We start from the raw sequence: 16033 nt of genomic DNA, 5'->3' as shown, positions 1-16033 counted from the left end.
ATCAATTTATTTCATCTCTTCCATTTTAGCGCCACATTTTGAGCATTTCCCCGTTGTTTTACTTTCATCTTGCCAACACATACAAACATATTCTTTTTTAGAAAGTCCATTCTCTTCGTATTCTGTAATTTGCTTACCACATTTAATGCATTTACCATCTTTCATTGTAGTTTTTTCTTTGCACATTGGGCAATCGGTTTTAGTAACATTTTCAGCTTTAACTAAATCCATTCCACATTTAGTACATTTTTCGGGATGATCTTCCATAACATTGGGCGCAGCATATTAAATTATTTAAATATCTTTTGTATTCTGTTTTAACTTTAATCAATTTGTTATGATTTGCTATTTTAATGAACTGGCCATAGAAATGAAAAAAATCATAATCTGTTAAAGAATAATTAAAATCCAATAGAAATTTTATTAAATATCCATCATTTATCCTCTTTAAGTCTCAATCGTTATTACATTCGATTATATTTGCATTAAATAAAACCTACTATAAATATGGAAGAATGTATCTCTGTTTTTGATATGCTTAAAATTGGTATCGGACCTTCGAGTTCGCATACACTTGGGCCTTGGCGTGCAGCGGAACGTTTTCTTGGAGAATTGCGAAACGAAAACTTAATTCATACTGTAAACAGAGTAAAAATTGATTTATACGGTTCCCTTTCGCTTACAGGCAAAGGCCACGCAACTGATTTGGCGATTGTGCTGGGTTTAAGCGGACAGGATCCTGAATATATTCCAGTTTCAAGTATCGATGGAATTATAAAATCAATCAAGGATAAAAATGAAATCAATTTTGGGAATGAAAACCAAATTCCTTTCCATTTTTCAGAAGACATTATTTTCAATAAAAACTTCCTTCCTTTTCATGCTAATGGTTTGACTTTTACAGTTTATACAACTGATGATAAAGAATATATTTCTACCTTCTACTCCATTGGCGGTGGATTTGTAGTGAAAGAAGAACGCATCAATGCCAAGAAAAAAATTGCTATAAAATGTGCTTTTCCTTTCCCAATCGATAAGGCTACTGAACTTTTGGACTACTGCACAAAAGAGAATAAGAAGATTTCTGAAATCGTTTATGAGAATGAAAAGTCAATGCGTTCCGAAGAAAAAATTCATCATGAATTAATGCGCATTTGGAATACCATGTTGGAATGCATGTATATCGGTTGTCATTCTGAAGGAATTTTACCCGGAGGATTACATGTCCGCCGTCGTGCGTTTGATATGCACCAAAACCTCATTGGCTTAGCAAACTATAATTCGCCACAAACTTGGTTAGAACAAATCAGAATGACCGAAGTGAAATTCCGTCAAATATTAAAATGGGTGAGCTGTTTTGCCTTGGCCGTAAATGAAGTTAATGCCGCTTTAGGGCGTGTGGTTACTGCTCCAACAAACGGAAGTGCGGGCGTAATTCCATCTGTATTAATGTATTATTTAGTTATCGAAAACCATGATGCGGGAGAAAAAGAAATCAAACAATTCCTGATGGTAGCCAGCGAAATAGGAAGTATTTTCAAAAAAGGGTCTACTATTTCTGCTGCAATGGGCGGTTGTCAGGCAGAAATTGGCGTTTCGTCATCAATGGCTGCTGCTGCTTTGTGTGAATTAATGGGCGGAACTCCGGAGCAGGTTTTAATGGCTGCCGAAATTGCCATGGAACATCATTTGGGAATGACTTGTGACCCAATTGGAGGATTAGTCCAGATTCCGTGTATCGAAAGAAATACGATGGGTGCCATAAAAGCCATTAATGCGGCTGAACTAGCCTTAGAAACTGACCCAAAAAACGCAAAAGTACCTTTAGACAAAGTGGTGGATACCATGTGGCAAACCGCCAAAGACATGAACAATAAATACAAAGAAACTTCCGAAGGTGGTTTAGCCATTGCAGTGAATATGGCGGATTGTTAAGCGGTTCATTTTTATCCAAAACTTAAAAATAGTATCGTTAATTTAAAATAAAAGCAATGGAAATCAATTGGATAATAGTGGGTATTGTAGCCGTTTGTGTAGTTATTTTGATCGTATTTCTTATTAAAAAAAATCAGAAGGATAAAAAAGAGTATACCAATTTTTTAAATAATGATTATAAAAAAGCAAATGAAGAGAAGTCTGACTTGGATAATGATGACTATTAAATTGTATTCATGGATTAGTGATTGCCGTGAATATTTCAGACTGCAAAAAAATTGATCAGTCGCAGTTTGCGATTCAGATATTTAATAATCTGGATACTGCAAACTGCGACTGAATACTGGAATTTACTTCCTTTTCAATTCCAATTTTAGAATAGGTTGATATACAAAAGGGACCTCCTCAATTTCAACATCACTTTTATTCAATCCAAATGCTCTTGTGTCCGAAAGTGACCAGTTTTTCAACATGTAGTAAGAATTTAATAAAAGACTGTCTTTAACTGTAAACTCATTTTCGACAGATAAAAATTTTTCTAAAATAATAAATTTAAAATCGGGTTCAGCATTGTATTTTGTAGAACCATCTGGACGAATGTGTAAGTTCAATTCTTTGTTTTGGACCAAATCTTGAACAATTTTCTTAAAATATAATTCCACTTTGGGTTGAATTCTGAAACCAATATTCAGCACAATTTTGATGACCTTATCATCCAATAACTCAATAACTTCATAATTTAAGGTAAAAGGATCATTGGTTCTGTTGATGTGAAAAAACCAATACACATCAGCTCTTTTTGGCTTTTTGGAAAATATAGATTTCAGTATCTTTTCTTCAACTTCATAATTTCTATCTGCCTTAGACAGATAAATTAAATGGGTTGAATACTTTGAAATACTGATATCATTACTCAATTCCTCCAGTTGTTGCGTATGCTCAGCTAAATTAGTGAACTTTAGAAATTTATTATTGATTTTTCTTGCAAAAAACCAAGCATACATGGTCAAGAAAATAAAAAGTTCAAAGAACAAGAACATCCAACGTTCTTTGATTTTTACAATATTAGCAATGAAAAATGCGATTTCAACAACAACAAAAATTGTAATAATTAAGGCTATCAAAATTCTATTCATTTTTCTTATATAAATCAAATAATAATTTAAAAGAACAGTTGTCATAAGCATGGCAATAGTTACGGAAAAACCATAAGCCGCTTCCATATTTGAGGAATTTTTAAAATATAAAATCATCAAAATACAGCCTACCCAAAGAATTGTATTCACCGATGGAATGTAAATTTGGCCCTTTAAATTTGTTGGATTTCTCATGGCTACTCGTGGCCAAAAGTTGAGAGACATCGCTTCATTTATTAACGTATAAGAACCGCTTATCAAAGCTTGAGATGCAATAATGGCTGCAAAAGTGGCAATGATTACACCTGGAAATAAAAACCATTGCGGCATAATGGTATAAAAAGGATTTCTTCCGTCAAGAAGCGTATTTCCTTGATTCATAAGCCATGCGGCTTGACCTAAATAATTCACAATCAATGCGATTTTAACAAAAATCCATGTAATTCTGATATTCTTTTTTCCGCAATGTCCTAAATCTGAATACAACGCCTCTGCACCCGTTGTACACAAAAAAACAGCTCCCAATAACCAAAATCCATGTGGATATTCTACTAATAATTCATACGCATACATGGGGTTTAAAGCAGTTAAAATAGCTGGATGTTCTAATATTTGAACAAATCCTAATACAAAAAGCATCGAAAACCAAATTACCATAGCCGGTCCAAAAAAGAAACCTACTTTTTGCGTTCCAAATCGTTGAAAAAAGAACAGTCCTGATAAAATTACAATTACAATTGGTATCGTTGGAATATTGGGAACCACATCTCTTAAACCTTCTACTGCTGAAGCTACAGAAATAGGAGGCGTAATAATTCCATCTGCCAAAAGTGTTGTTGCACCAAGTATTGTGGGAATAACTAATTTTCCTTTTCCAAAACGTTTTACAAGTGCATAAAGAGAGAAAACGCCACCTTCACCATGATTATCCGCCGAAAGTGTCAATAAAATATACTTGAAGGTCGTTTGAAATGTAAGAGTCCAAAAAACACAAGAAATACCGCCATAAACAAGTAATTCTGATATTTCTCTTTGTCCGATAATGGCTTTCATTACATACAGAGGACTCGTTCCTATGTCGCCATAAATAATTCCTAGTGCAACCAGAAGTGATGCGGCACTGACTTTTTGAATCGTTGATTTATTCATTTTAAATTTAATTTTTAGATTGTAGTACGTATTAATTATTAGACAATAGAAATTCTTATCGTGATGTTTTTAACATACAATAGTGATGCATTTTTATTATTTTTTTGATTATTGCTTAAAGCTGATTACTTTAAGTAGTGAATATTAACTGGTGTTAAAGCGATAACCTACTCCAGATTCTGTGATGATATATTTAGGTCGGTTTGGGTCTTCTTCTATTTTTTTGCGAAGTTGAGCCACAAAAACACGCAAGTATTGGGTTTGATCAGAATAGCTGTTGCCCCAAACTTGTTTGAGTAAATACTGATGCGTGAGTACTCTGCCTTCATTTTTTACCAAAATAGAAAGCAAATTATATTCAGTGGTTGTTAATTTTAGGATTTCATTTTTTAACTTGACAATTCTAGAAGTAAAATCAATCGAAATTTCTCCAAACTCTATTATTGGTTCATTTTCATTTTGGCTTAAATTTCTTAAAGCGGTGCGAATTCTAGCCAATAATTCTTGGGTTCTGAATGGTTTTGCTAAATAATCGTTGGCACCATTATCAAGCGCTTTTACAATTTCTTCTTCGGTATTTTTTACAGTTAAAATTAGGATGGGCTTTTTATACCATTCTCTCAATCTTTTTAAAACAATCTGTCCATCTTCGTCTGGCAAACCTAAATCCAAGATGATTAAATCCGGTTGATGATTTGCTGCAAGGGATATACCCTCCTTTCCATTTACAGCGAAAACAGTTTTATATCCATTTGAATCTAATGCGATTTCAAGTAATTTCCTAATTTGGATTTCATCGTCTATGATTAATATTTCGGCTGAATTATTCATTTGAAATGGCTGCTGTATTTATTACTAATGCTGGGAAATATATTTTAAAAACTGAACCACCTTCTTCTTTATTTTCTAAGGTAATTTTACCATTTTGGGCTTCAACAAAACCTTTTACGATAGATAATCCTAATCCAGTTCCTCCCGTTTTTAAATTTTGCAATCTGTAAAATTTATCAAAGACTTTATCAATTTCGGCTTCTGGAAAACCGTTTCCATCATCGGAAATGGTGATTACACAGGGCATCAATTTATCTGGATTATATTCAAAGTCGACAGCTGCATTATATTCAACTTTGATTTCAATTTTAGCACCTTTTGGAGTGTATTGTGAGGCATTAAAAACCAAATTGTAAATAATTTGTTCCGTCAAACCATAATCCAACTTGAAAAGGGGTAAGTTTTCATCGGCAACAACTGCAATTTTATGAAAATGCAAATCATCTTTCAAACTATCTAAAACATTATAAACCAATTCTTTTAAATCACACCAATCCATTTTTGGTTGTATTACCCCCGATTCTAATCTTGACATATTCAATAAATTCTCCACTTGATGATTTAGTCGTAAAGATGCTTTTTCGATTTCTGAATATAATTTTTGTTTATTTTCCTCAGAAATAGTTAACGTTTTACTTTGTATCGTATCAATTGAACCCATAATTGTAGAAATAGGCGTGCGTAATTCATGTGATAATGAATCTAATAAAGCATTGTACAACTTCATTGTATTTACCCTGACTTCTTTTATTTGCAATATTTTTTCGGCTTTTCTAATTTTATGGGTTAAAACTCCATTAATAAGTGCAATCAGAAAGAACAAAAACAATAATAAAGAATCTTCCGCACTGCTAATATGAAAAGTATAATATGGTTCTATGAACAAAAAATTCAGGACTAAAGCACTTAAAATAGCACTCAATAATACGGGCAAAATATCTAAAAATGTAGCTAATAAAGAAACTACAACCAACAATAAATAACCTACAATTTTATAATCCAAATAATCTCTGGTGAACAAACATAGTGAAGCAACTATGCTTACAGACAATACACATATCAGGTATTGGTTTTCTCTTTTTATTTGGTTTAAAATACTTTTCACAACTATCTTTCTTATTAACACTACAAAGTTAAATGATATGTTGTAAGTATTTTATAATATATCTGAACAAGACATAAAGATTTTATAAAGATCTCTTTTGCTGATTTCCTAAAACGATTCTAGCAAGAAGAAAGCGTAATTTTTCTTCATCGTCAATAATGAAAATATAAATTCACTCATTTAGCAATTTAAAAACTATTACCAACCTTCATTCAATCCATTTTTGAGCGCTAATTGGTATTTTTCTATATCAAATTTATACAAATCTGGAGCTTTGTGTGCACCGCCTTTTCTGCTTTCATCCAGTTTTTGAAGTATATCATAACGCAACATTTTTCTGTAAAAATTGCCGCGATTTAGTTTCTTTGCTAAAATAATTTCATACAATTTTTGAAGTTCAGGCATGGTGAATTTTTCTGGTAATAAATTATATCCAATGGGTTTGTGATTCAACTGTTTTCTAAGTGTAATCAAAGCTTTGTCAAAAATACTGCGGTGATCCATCATAAAATCTGGTAATTCTTCAATAGATTTCCATTCGCACGCATCAGAAAAATCATCCATAACTAAATTTACATGATGAAAATCGACTAAGGCATAAAATCCAACGGATAGAAATCGCTGTTTGTTCCATAGCGTGTCCGGAAACTTATCAAAAATTCCATCAGATCGATTTAAATCACTAAAAACTTTAAATTCTTGTAAATAAATATTTTCTGCACCCGTTCTATTAAATAAAATTCTATTGGCCGCCTCTTTAAGATTTTCTGTTTTTAAAACATAACCTCCGGGAAGAGCCCAAAGATCTACCTCCTTTAGTCTTGTAACCAATACTTTTAAGGTGGTGTCGTGAAATCCAAAAACGACACAATCCACGGATAAATTTGGAATGTATTTATCCCAAGCTTCAGCTGATTTTTCCTCTATTATTTTATTAAATCCCATTGTTATAAATTGATTGCAAAAATATGAAATAGATTATAATTTTTACTTTAAAAACTGATAATCAAAATATAAACTGCTTTTTTTGCAAATATTAAAAAAAATAATTAATATTGCTTCATAATGAAGCAATAAAAAACTATTTACTAAATAAACCAAATGAAAAACAATTCAATTTCAAAAATCGCAAAGACTTCGCTTCTTTCAGCGCTACTCATTTCTGGAATTTCTTGGGCAAAAAACCCAGAAATAAAAGAGACTAAAATTAATCCAATAATTACCCTTAATGGTTTTACCTTTTCTGATTTAAATAAAAATGGAAAGTTAGACCGATACGAAGATTACCGTCTTTCTATTCAAGACAGAATCCAAGATTTAATCAATCAGATGACTGATGACGAAAAAGCGAGTATGCTTATTGGAATTGGAATGCCTGGTTTTGACTGGGCTAAAATGCAGTTTACTGCTGGAAAAGATACCGCAAAAGTTCCTGGTTCTGCAGGAGGAACAACAGCCATTTCCCGTTTAGGAATTCCTTCAGTAATTGTATCAGATGGTCCTGCTGGTTTACGTATCAAATCCATTAGAGAAGAGGATTCGAATACGTATTATGCTACCGCATTCCCTGTGGGAACAGCATTAGCTTCTACTTGGAATGTAGCACTTATCAATACTGTTGGTAAAGCAATGGGTAATGAGGTAAAAGAATATGGAGTAGATGTTTTATTAGGCCCGGGAATGAATATTCACAGAAACCCATTATGTGGAAGAAATTTTGAATACTATTCTGAAGATCCATTAATAGCAGGAAAAATTGCAGCTGCAATGGTAAATGGTGTACAATCTAATGGTGTAGGAACTTCAATAAAACACTTTGCTGCCAATAATCAGGAAAGAAACAGAATGGGTGTTAATGCACATGTTAGCGAAAGAGCGTTACGCGAAATATACCTTAGAGGATTTGAAATTACAGTTAAAGAATCACAGCCATGGACGGTAATGTCGTCTTATAACTTATTAAATGGTACTTACACATCAGCACGTAAAGATTTATTAACTACTGTACTTCGTGATGAATGGGGTTTTAAAGGATTAGTGATGACAGACTGGTTTGGAGGTTATAATGGATTTGGAGCCATTATGGCTAAAGACGTTGTTAGTGATGTTGCCAAACAACTTACAGCAGGAAATGATTTATTGATGCCAGGTTTACCTGCACAACAAAATGCAATTGTTGAAAATATAAAAAGCGGAAAATTATCTAAAGAAGAAATCAATATCAATTTAAGAAGAGTCCTTGAATTAGTAATGAGATCTCCGGCAATGAGTAATTACAAATATTCTAACAAACCAAACTTAAAAGAAAATGCAGAAGTTACAAGACAAGCTGCTGCAGAAGGGGTTGTTTTATTAAAAAACAATAACAATGTATTGCCTTTTACTTCAAAATCAGCTCCGTTAGCCGTTTTTGGTGTAACCTCTTATGATTTTATCTCTGGCGGAACTGGTAGTGGTGATGTTAACGAAGCCTATTCTGTTTCATTAATTGAAGGATTAACCAACTCCGGATTTTCTATTGATACCGAATTAGAAGGATTATACAAGCCTTTTATGGCTGCTCAAAAAGAGATTGAAACAAAAAGACGTGAAAAAGAAGGTTTATTGGCAACTCCAAAAAGGCTTCCTGAATTAGAATTAAACCAAGAAGTTATTAAAAATAAAGCAAATACTTCTGAATTGGCATTAATCACAATTGGCAGAAATGCTGGTGAAGGTGATGACCGTAAAGTAGATGAAGATTTTAATTTGGCTCAAGATGAAATCAACTTAATCAATGTTGTTTCAGCAGCTTTTCATGCTCAAGGCAAAAAAGTGGTTGTAGTTTTAAACATTGGTGGTGTAATCGAAACGGCAAGCTGGAAAGATAAAGTAGATGCTATACTTTTACCTTGGCAACCGGGTCAAGAAGGTGGAAATTCTGTTGCGGATGTTTTCTCTGGAAAAGTAACTCCTTCTGGAAAATTAACAATGACTTTCCCAGTAAAATATGAAGATACACCATCAGCTAAAAACTGGATTGGAACACCTGCTGAAAATCCTACAAGTGTGACTTATGAAGAAGGAATTTATGTTGGGTACCGTTACTTCAATACATTCCATGTAAAACCATCTTACGAATTTGGTTACGGATTATCTTATACTACATTTGATGTATCTAATTTAAAATTGAGTTCAAGCGCATTTGCAGACAAAATGAATGTTACCGTAACCGTAAAAAATACCGGTAAAATAGCAGGTAAAGAAGTAGTAGAACTATATCTTTCTGCTCCTGCAAAAACAATTGATAAACCAACAGAAGAACTAAAAGCTTTTGGTAAAACTAATTTATTACAACCTGGAGAAAGTCAAACGATTGTATTGACACTAAATCCAAAAGATTTGGCTTCATTTATTCCAAACAAAAAAGCTTGGATTGCCGAAGCAGGTTCTTATAAAGTAGCAATTGGAACATCATCATTAAATATTAAGCAAACAGCAAATTTTACTTTAGCAAAAGAAAAAATTGTTGAAAAAATAAATTCAGCGTTTGCGGCTGACTCAGAATTCACTGATTTGAAGCATTAGTATACTATTTATAAGAATTACTCAAAAATGGGTTCGATTTTTCGGATCCATTTTTTTGTTTCTAAAGAATTTGTTTTACTACTTTTACATTTTATAACCTGTCACCTAAAATTGTGGCAAAAAGTAACAATCCATGTCTGTAGCAAAAAAAGATTACAAAAGAATTACAACAAAGTCATTAATTGAAATGAAAGCCAATGGAGAGAAAATTTCCATGCTGACCGCTTATGATTATACGATGGCTAAAATTGTTGATACTGCTGGAATCGATGTAATCCTTGTTGGTGATTCGGCTTCGAATGTAATGGCTGGACACGAAACGACTTTACCCATTACTTTGGACCAAATGATATACCACGCTTCTTCTGTAGTTAGAGCGATAGAAAGAGCCTTGGTTGTGGTTGATTTACCTTTTGGAAGTTACCAATCAGACCCAAAAGAAGCGTTGCGTTCTGCCATCAGAATTATGAAGGAAAGCGGTGGACATGCCGTAAAACTGGAAGGCGGAAAAGAAATTAAAGATTCTATCAAGAAAATATTAAACGCAGGAATTCCGGTTATGGGACATTTGGGTTTAACCCCGCAATCTATCTATAAATTTGGAACCTATACGGTTCGTGCCAAAGAAGAGGAAGAAGCGCATAAATTAATGGAAGATGCCAAATTGCTTGAAAAACTAGGTTGTTTTGCCTTGGTTGTTGAAAAAATTCCGGCACATTTAGCCGAGAAAGTGGCGCAAAGTATTTCGATTCCAGTTATTGGTATTGGTGCTGGTGGCGGCGTTGACGGACAAGTTTTGGTTATTCACGATATGCTTGGAATGAACAATGAATTCAGTCCGCGTTTCTTGAGAAGATACATGAATTTATATGAAGGAATGACAACTGCAATCAGTCAATATGTTGCTGATGTGAAATCAAGTGATTTTCCTAATGCTAATGAGCAATATTAGTATTTAGTATTTAGTGTTCAGTAGCAGTATTCAGTTTACAAAAAAAGCCTAAAAAGTGTCTAACAAAATAGTTTCCAATAAAAATAATCTACAAATTCTTCACGAAGACAACCACCTAATTGTTGTCAATAAACGTGTAGGTGATATTGTGCAAGGCGATAAAACCGGAGATAAACCTTTGAGCGAGGTTGTCAAAGAATATATCAAAGATAAATATAATAAACCCGGTGAAGTATTCCTTGGAGTGGTACATCGTTTAGACCGACCTACAACAGGCATTGTCGTTTTTGCCAGAACAAGCAAGGCTTTGACCAGAATGAATGAATTGTTCAGCAATCGTGAAACTCAAAAAACATATTGGGCAATAGTCAAAAACAAACCTTCAAAAGAGGAAGATAAGCTCGTTCATTATATAAAAAGAAACGAAAAAAACAACACTTCAAAAGCACATATTAAAGAAGTTCCAGAAAGTAAATTAGCCAGTTTAGATTATAAAATATTCAAGGAACTCAATAACTATTTTGCATTAGAAATTAATCTTCATACTGGAAGGCATCATCAAATAAGAGCACAACTTTCTGCCATAGGTTCGCCTATAAAAGGGGATTTAAAATACGGTTTTGACCGCAGTAATCCTGATGGCGGCATTCATTTACACGCCCGAAAATTAACATTCATCCATCCTGTTACAAAAGAAGCCTTAACCATAACTGCTCCTACTCCATCTGATTCCATCTGGGACGCACTATAATTTTTTTAAAGAATAATTCATTATGTAAATTATAAAAATTAACTTGCATAGCACTAAATAAATTGTGCGTGCCTAATGAATTACAAAACTACTATAGGATTTAGAAAAGAAACTTTAATAAAGTTACTGAATGTAATTATTACTCATGAAAATGAAATTATTCAGGCTTTATACGATGATTTCAGGAAACCGGCTTTTGAAGCGGTACTCACAGAAACCTATTATGTTATTTCTGAATTAAAAGACACTATAAAGAATTTACATAAATGGGCTAAACCAAAAAAGGTATTTCCTTCCATTCTCAATTTCCCTTCCACCGATTATATTTACAAAGAACCTTACGGCAAAGTATTAATTATAGCACCTTGGAACTATCCGTTTCAACTGGCTCTTTGTCCTTTAATTTCAGCAGTTGCTGCCGGGAATCAAGTGGTCCTAAAACCTTCTGAACTAACACCAAAAACATCCGAAATAATTACAAAAATTATTGAACGAACATTTCACAACAATCATGTTGAAGTTATAGAAGGCGGAGTTGAAATCACCCAGAACCTGCTTTCACAACGTTGGGATTATATCTTTTTTACGGGAAGTGTTCCGGTAGGCAAAATTGTTGCAAAAGCGGCTGCCGAAAACTTAACGCCCGTAACATTGGAACTTGGAGGAAAAAACCCTTGTATTATTGATGAAACTGCCAATTTAAAACTAGCAGCCAAAAGAATCGTTTGGGGAAAATTTATAAACGCTGGTCAAACTTGCATTGCACCGGATTATATTTTGATTCAAAAAAACATGAAAAGTCATTTCTTGGAATTCATGAAACTGGAAATCACCAAAGCATACGGTGAAAATCCTAAACTATCACCCGATTATGCCCGAATTATAAATCAAAAAAACTGGCTGCGATTAGTCAATATGATTGAGGAAGACAAAGTTATTTTTGGAGGCCAAACAGAAATTGAAAATTGCTACATCGCTCCTACGCTTATCGATGAATCCGGTACTGATAGTCTGATTATGAAAGAAGAGATTTTCGGCCCTTTACTCCCTATTCTTTCCTATGAAAATGAGGCCGAAATAAATGGTATCATCTCTAAATACGAGAAACCTCTAGCTTTATATGTTTTTACTGAAAATCATTCCTTTGCACAAAAAATCATATACAAATATTCTTTTGGAGGGGGCTGTATCAATGATACCGTAGTCCATTTTGCTAACAAAAGGCTTCCATTTGGAGGTGTTGGCCATAGTGGCATAGGCGCGTATCATGGCCGCTTGAGTTTTGATACTTTTTCGCATAAAAAAGGAATCGTAAAAAAAGCAAATTGGTTGGATTTACCTATGCGTTATGCCCCTTACAATGATAAATTAAAAACAATTAAAAAATTATTAAAATGGTTGTAACCAATGAAAAATCGGTAAGTGAGGCCATTAAATACCGACGGTCCGTTCGGGTTTTTAAAAACGAACCCATTGATGCGCAAAAAGTAACAGAATGTATTGAATTAGCAACACTTGCTGCTACAAGCAGTAATATGCAGCTTTGGGAATTTTATCATATTGTATCTCCTGAAACTATACAAAAATTAACTGCGGCAAGTTTTGATCAAAATGCAGCAAAAACAGCACAACAAATGGTTATTGTTGTGGCCAGAAAAGATTTATGGAGAAAAAGAGTGCAATCAAATATTGACTACTTAAAATCACTCTATGGAGACAAACCTGAATCTTCATACTCAAAAAGAGAAAAATTTGCTTTAAATTATTATCAAAAAATCATTCCTACGCTTTACTTTGATTTCCTGGGAATCTTTGGAATGATCAAATTTATTGCTTTTCAAATTATAGGATTATTCAAACCCATTTACAGAGAAGCCAGACAAAGTGATATGCGCATTGTTGCCCATAAAAGTGCCGGACTTGCAGCTCAAAATTTTATGATTAGCATGGCTGCAATAAACTATGACACTTGTCCTATGGAAGGTTTTGATTCGTTAAGAATAAAAAAAATATTACATTTACCTGCTTCATCCGAAATAAATATGATTATAGGATGCGGTCTTCGGGAGGAACAAGGCGTTTATGGAGAACGTTTTAGAATTCCTTTTGAAGATGTCTATTTTAAAATATAAATACATTCAATTCACCCAATAAAACAAAGAAACTAAATGATTAAAACTACTAAAGAAAAGATAGAAGAAATAAAGAATAATGGATATCAATTAGATTTTGGAAATGTGTTTAATCATGCCTTTGAAAACTATAAAAAAATTGCCTTATATGCAGGTTTAATGATTTTTGTTTTCTCAATACTAATAGGCATTCTAATAGCTGGAATAGTAATTTTTACTTTTGGAGTTTCCGTATTAAACGAAAAATCATTAGAAAATTTAAAAAACGAAAATTTTTCAAGCGCATTTATGTTAGTCTACATAATAGGTGCGATAGTGCTATCTTGTCTTTTAAGTCCTTTCCCTGCCGGATTAATTAAAATGGCACATTGTGGTGAAAAAGATGAGGAATTTCATGTTTCAACTATTTTAGAATATTACAAAGCCCCTTATTTTAAGGAACTGGTTATCGCTACACTACTAATTTCATTATTTAGTACCGGTTTATCAGCATTGGTCGATTATACCGAAATTAAAATAGTTGGATCATTGATTAGCATGACAGTTTCTTTTTTTACTTTCCTAACAATTCCTCTTATTATTTTTGGTGATTTAAAAGCTTTTGATGCCATAAAATCTAGTATGATAATCGTATCAAAACAACCCTTAGTCCTTTTAGGACTAGTTATTGTATCCATAATAGCGTCAATGGTAGGATTCATAGGATGTTGCATCGGAATATTTTTTACAATTCCGTTTATGTATTCCATGTATTATGCCATTTATGTTGCAATTATTGGAATCGATTCTGAAAATGAGTTTGAATAAATCGCTCTAAATCTGGAATATACTTTTTTATAAAACACAATTAAAATATTTTTAGTTGTGTTTTTTTTTGAAAAAATAATGATTGTTGAGGATAATAAAGTCAATATGTTATTACTTAAAACAATCCTCAAAAATTTATATTCAGATGCTACAATTTCTGAAATACCAAATGGCAAAGATGCTGTTGATCAATTTGAAATCCTAAATCCTGATATTATTTTAATGGACATCCAGATGCCAATAATGAATGGATATGAAGCAACTAAAGAGATTCGTAACTTAAAAACTGGTCAAAATATTCCTATTATTGCAATAACTGCAGGTACTGAAAAAGAAGAAAAAGACAAATGCATTGAGGCCGGGATGAATGATTACATCTCAAAACCAATAATAAAAGGAATTATTGAAGAAACACTTTCTAAATGGACCAACTACCACCTTTAAAAAAAGGATGTTTAGTGTTTAAAATTATTAATTTTGTGTAAATTCATTGTTTAATAACTACTAAAAATAAGACAATTATGAAATGGATGGGCAGACGTCAAAGTGAAAATATGGAGGACAGAAGAGGAATGTCATCTGGAGGAAAAACAATTGTAGGAGGTGGAATTATTGGTGGAATTATTGGTATTATTATCTTGTTATTAAATCTTTTTGGTGGAGAGAATGCCCAAATGCTTACTCCAATATTAGAACAAATGAATCAAGGACAAAGTGCTTCTGCCGAACAAAGGGACTTAACTGCCAAAGAAATAGAAGAGCAACAATTTGTAAAAACCATTCTTGCAGATAATGAAGATGTCTGGTCAACCATTTTCCAAGAAAATAATATGCAATATAAAAAACCAAATTTGGTATTGTTTAGCGATGCAGTGGAAACTGCTTGTGGAAATGCAACATCTGCTTCAGGACCTTTTTATTGCCCAAGCGATCAAAAAGTGTATATGGACTTGGCTTTTTTTGAAGAACTAAAGACAAAATTTGGCGCTCAAGGAGGTGATTTTGCTACCGCTTATGTAATTGCTCACGAGATAGGTCACCATGTACAAACGCTATTAGGGACTTCCAGTAAAATGAGACAGATGCAAGAAGGTAAAAGTGAAGCCGAAGCCAATAAATTATCTGTAGCCTTAGAATTACAAGCTGATTTTTATGCTGGGGTTTGGACACATTACAATCAAAAAATGAACGATATATTAGAAGAAGGTGATCTTGATGAAGCTTTAAGTGCAGCACATGCTGTGGGTGATGATGCCATACAATCAAAAATACAAGGACATATTGTTCCGGAATCATTTACTCATGGTACTTCAGAACAACGTAAATATTGGTTTATGAAAGGATATCAAACCGGCGATATCAAACAAGGTAATACATTTGAAGAAATACAATAAAACTTTATTTTAGAATATTTCAGGACATTAGTTACATAAAAAAATCGGATATGAAACCTACCGTATGAACATAAATATTTAGACGAAATTTCAGCCACGAATTTCACTAATTTACTCGAATTAATTAGTGAAATTTGTGGCTAACTTTTTTATAATATGTCTCGTCCTGAAAAAAGTTTACACTTTTTGTTATTAATCCTGATATAAATTTACATTAATTCTTAATCCTAAAATGGGTTTATTTTTCATTGTAAATTTTATTAACTTTATATTG

General features: G+C 33.0%; 14 protein-coding genes and 1 pseudogene. 10 read left to right on the top strand and 5 right to left on the bottom strand.

The window, feature by feature from the left end:
* Window positions 1-6 precede the first annotated feature (6 nt).
* Window positions 7-273, bottom strand: a pseudogene (locus ACNO7W_RS15600) (hypothetical protein); the annotation flags it as partial.
* Window positions 274-507: 234 nt separating this feature from the next.
* Between ACNO7W_RS15600 and ACNO7W_RS15595 the strand changes: the two are divergent.
* Window positions 508-1935 (top strand): L-serine ammonia-lyase, encoded by a 1428-nt coding sequence (locus tag ACNO7W_RS15595; protein WP_417938821.1) that lies wholly within the window; start codon window positions 508-510, stop codon window positions 1933-1935.
* Between the two features lie 56 nt (window positions 1936-1991).
* Window positions 1992-2162, top strand: a complete 171-nt coding sequence (locus ACNO7W_RS15590; RefSeq protein WP_185963093.1) for a hypothetical protein — start codon at window positions 1992-1994, stop codon at window positions 2160-2162.
* Between the two features lie 123 nt (window positions 2163-2285).
* Here ACNO7W_RS15590 and ACNO7W_RS15585 read toward each other — a convergent pair whose 3' ends face one another.
* The 4 genes from ACNO7W_RS15585 to ACNO7W_RS15570 form a co-directional block, all read right to left on the bottom strand.
* Window positions 2286-4220, bottom strand: a complete 1935-nt coding sequence (locus ACNO7W_RS15585; protein WP_417938820.1) for a KUP/HAK/KT family potassium transporter — start codon at window positions 4218-4220, stop codon at window positions 2286-2288.
* Window positions 4221-4364: 144 nt separating this feature from the next.
* The gene (locus ACNO7W_RS15580) at window positions 4365-5051 is read right to left on the bottom strand and encodes a response regulator (RefSeq protein WP_417938819.1); all 687 of its coding nucleotides are present in this window, start codon (window positions 5049-5051) and stop codon (window positions 4365-4367) included.
* Window positions 5044-6156 (bottom strand): ATP-binding protein, encoded by a 1113-nt coding sequence (locus ACNO7W_RS15575; protein WP_417938818.1) that lies wholly within the window; start codon window positions 6154-6156, stop codon window positions 5044-5046. The genes ACNO7W_RS15580 and ACNO7W_RS15575 overlap by 8 nt, the downstream gene beginning before the upstream one ends.
* Before the next feature lie 198 nt (window positions 6157-6354).
* Window positions 6355-7101, bottom strand: a complete 747-nt coding sequence (locus ACNO7W_RS15570) for an NrtR DNA-binding winged helix domain-containing protein (RefSeq protein ID WP_417938817.1) — start codon at window positions 7099-7101, stop codon at window positions 6355-6357.
* A 156-nt stretch (window positions 7102-7257) separates the two neighbouring features.
* Here ACNO7W_RS15570 and ACNO7W_RS15565 point away from each other — a divergent pair, with 156 nt between their 5' ends.
* The 8 genes from ACNO7W_RS15565 (at window position 7258) to ACNO7W_RS15530 (ending at window position 15759) form a co-directional block, all read left to right on the top strand.
* Entirely contained in the window at window positions 7258-9723 is a 2466-nt protein-coding gene (locus ACNO7W_RS15565; protein ID WP_417938816.1) for a glycoside hydrolase family 3 N-terminal domain-containing protein, read from the top strand.
* Between the two features lie 133 nt (window positions 9724-9856).
* Entirely contained in the window at window positions 9857-10675 is an 819-nt protein-coding gene (gene panB, locus ACNO7W_RS15560; RefSeq protein ID WP_143386585.1) for a 3-methyl-2-oxobutanoate hydroxymethyltransferase, read from the top strand.
* 55 nt (window positions 10676-10730) lie between these two features.
* Window positions 10731-11426 carry an RluA family pseudouridine synthase gene (locus ACNO7W_RS15555; protein ID WP_417938815.1) on the top strand — a complete coding sequence of 232 codons (696 nt, stop codon included), beginning with the start codon at window positions 10731-10733 and terminating at the stop codon, window positions 11424-11426.
* A 75-nt stretch (window positions 11427-11501) separates the two neighbouring features.
* Window positions 11502-12830 (top strand): aldehyde dehydrogenase, encoded by a 1329-nt coding sequence (locus tag ACNO7W_RS15550; protein ID WP_417938814.1) that lies wholly within the window; start codon window positions 11502-11504, stop codon window positions 12828-12830.
* The gene (locus ACNO7W_RS15545) at window positions 12821-13558 is read left to right on the top strand and encodes a nitroreductase family protein (RefSeq protein ID WP_143386588.1); all 738 of its coding nucleotides are present in this window, start codon (window positions 12821-12823) and stop codon (window positions 13556-13558) included. Before ACNO7W_RS15550 ends, ACNO7W_RS15545 begins: the two co-directional genes overlap by 10 nt.
* A gap of 36 nt (window positions 13559-13594) precedes the next feature.
* Entirely contained in the window at window positions 13595-14365 is a 771-nt protein-coding gene (locus tag ACNO7W_RS15540; protein ID WP_417938813.1) for a hypothetical protein, read from the top strand.
* Window positions 14366-14443: 78 nt separating this feature from the next.
* Window positions 14444-14809: a response regulator gene (locus ACNO7W_RS15535; RefSeq protein ID WP_417938812.1), complete on the top strand. Its 366-nt coding sequence runs from the start codon at window positions 14444-14446 to the stop codon at window positions 14807-14809.
* Between the two features lie 77 nt (window positions 14810-14886).
* Window positions 14887-15759, top strand: a complete 873-nt coding sequence (locus ACNO7W_RS15530; protein WP_417938811.1) for a neutral zinc metallopeptidase — start codon at window positions 14887-14889, stop codon at window positions 15757-15759.
* Window positions 15760-16033: the final 274 nt, after the last annotated feature.

It is taken from the genome of Flavobacterium sp. ZB4R12, from assembly GCF_048276375.1.
Classification (GTDB): Bacteria; Bacteroidota; Bacteroidia; order Flavobacteriales; family Flavobacteriaceae; genus Flavobacterium; species Flavobacterium gawalongense.
This window is presented reverse-complemented; position numbering and strand designations above follow the sequence as displayed.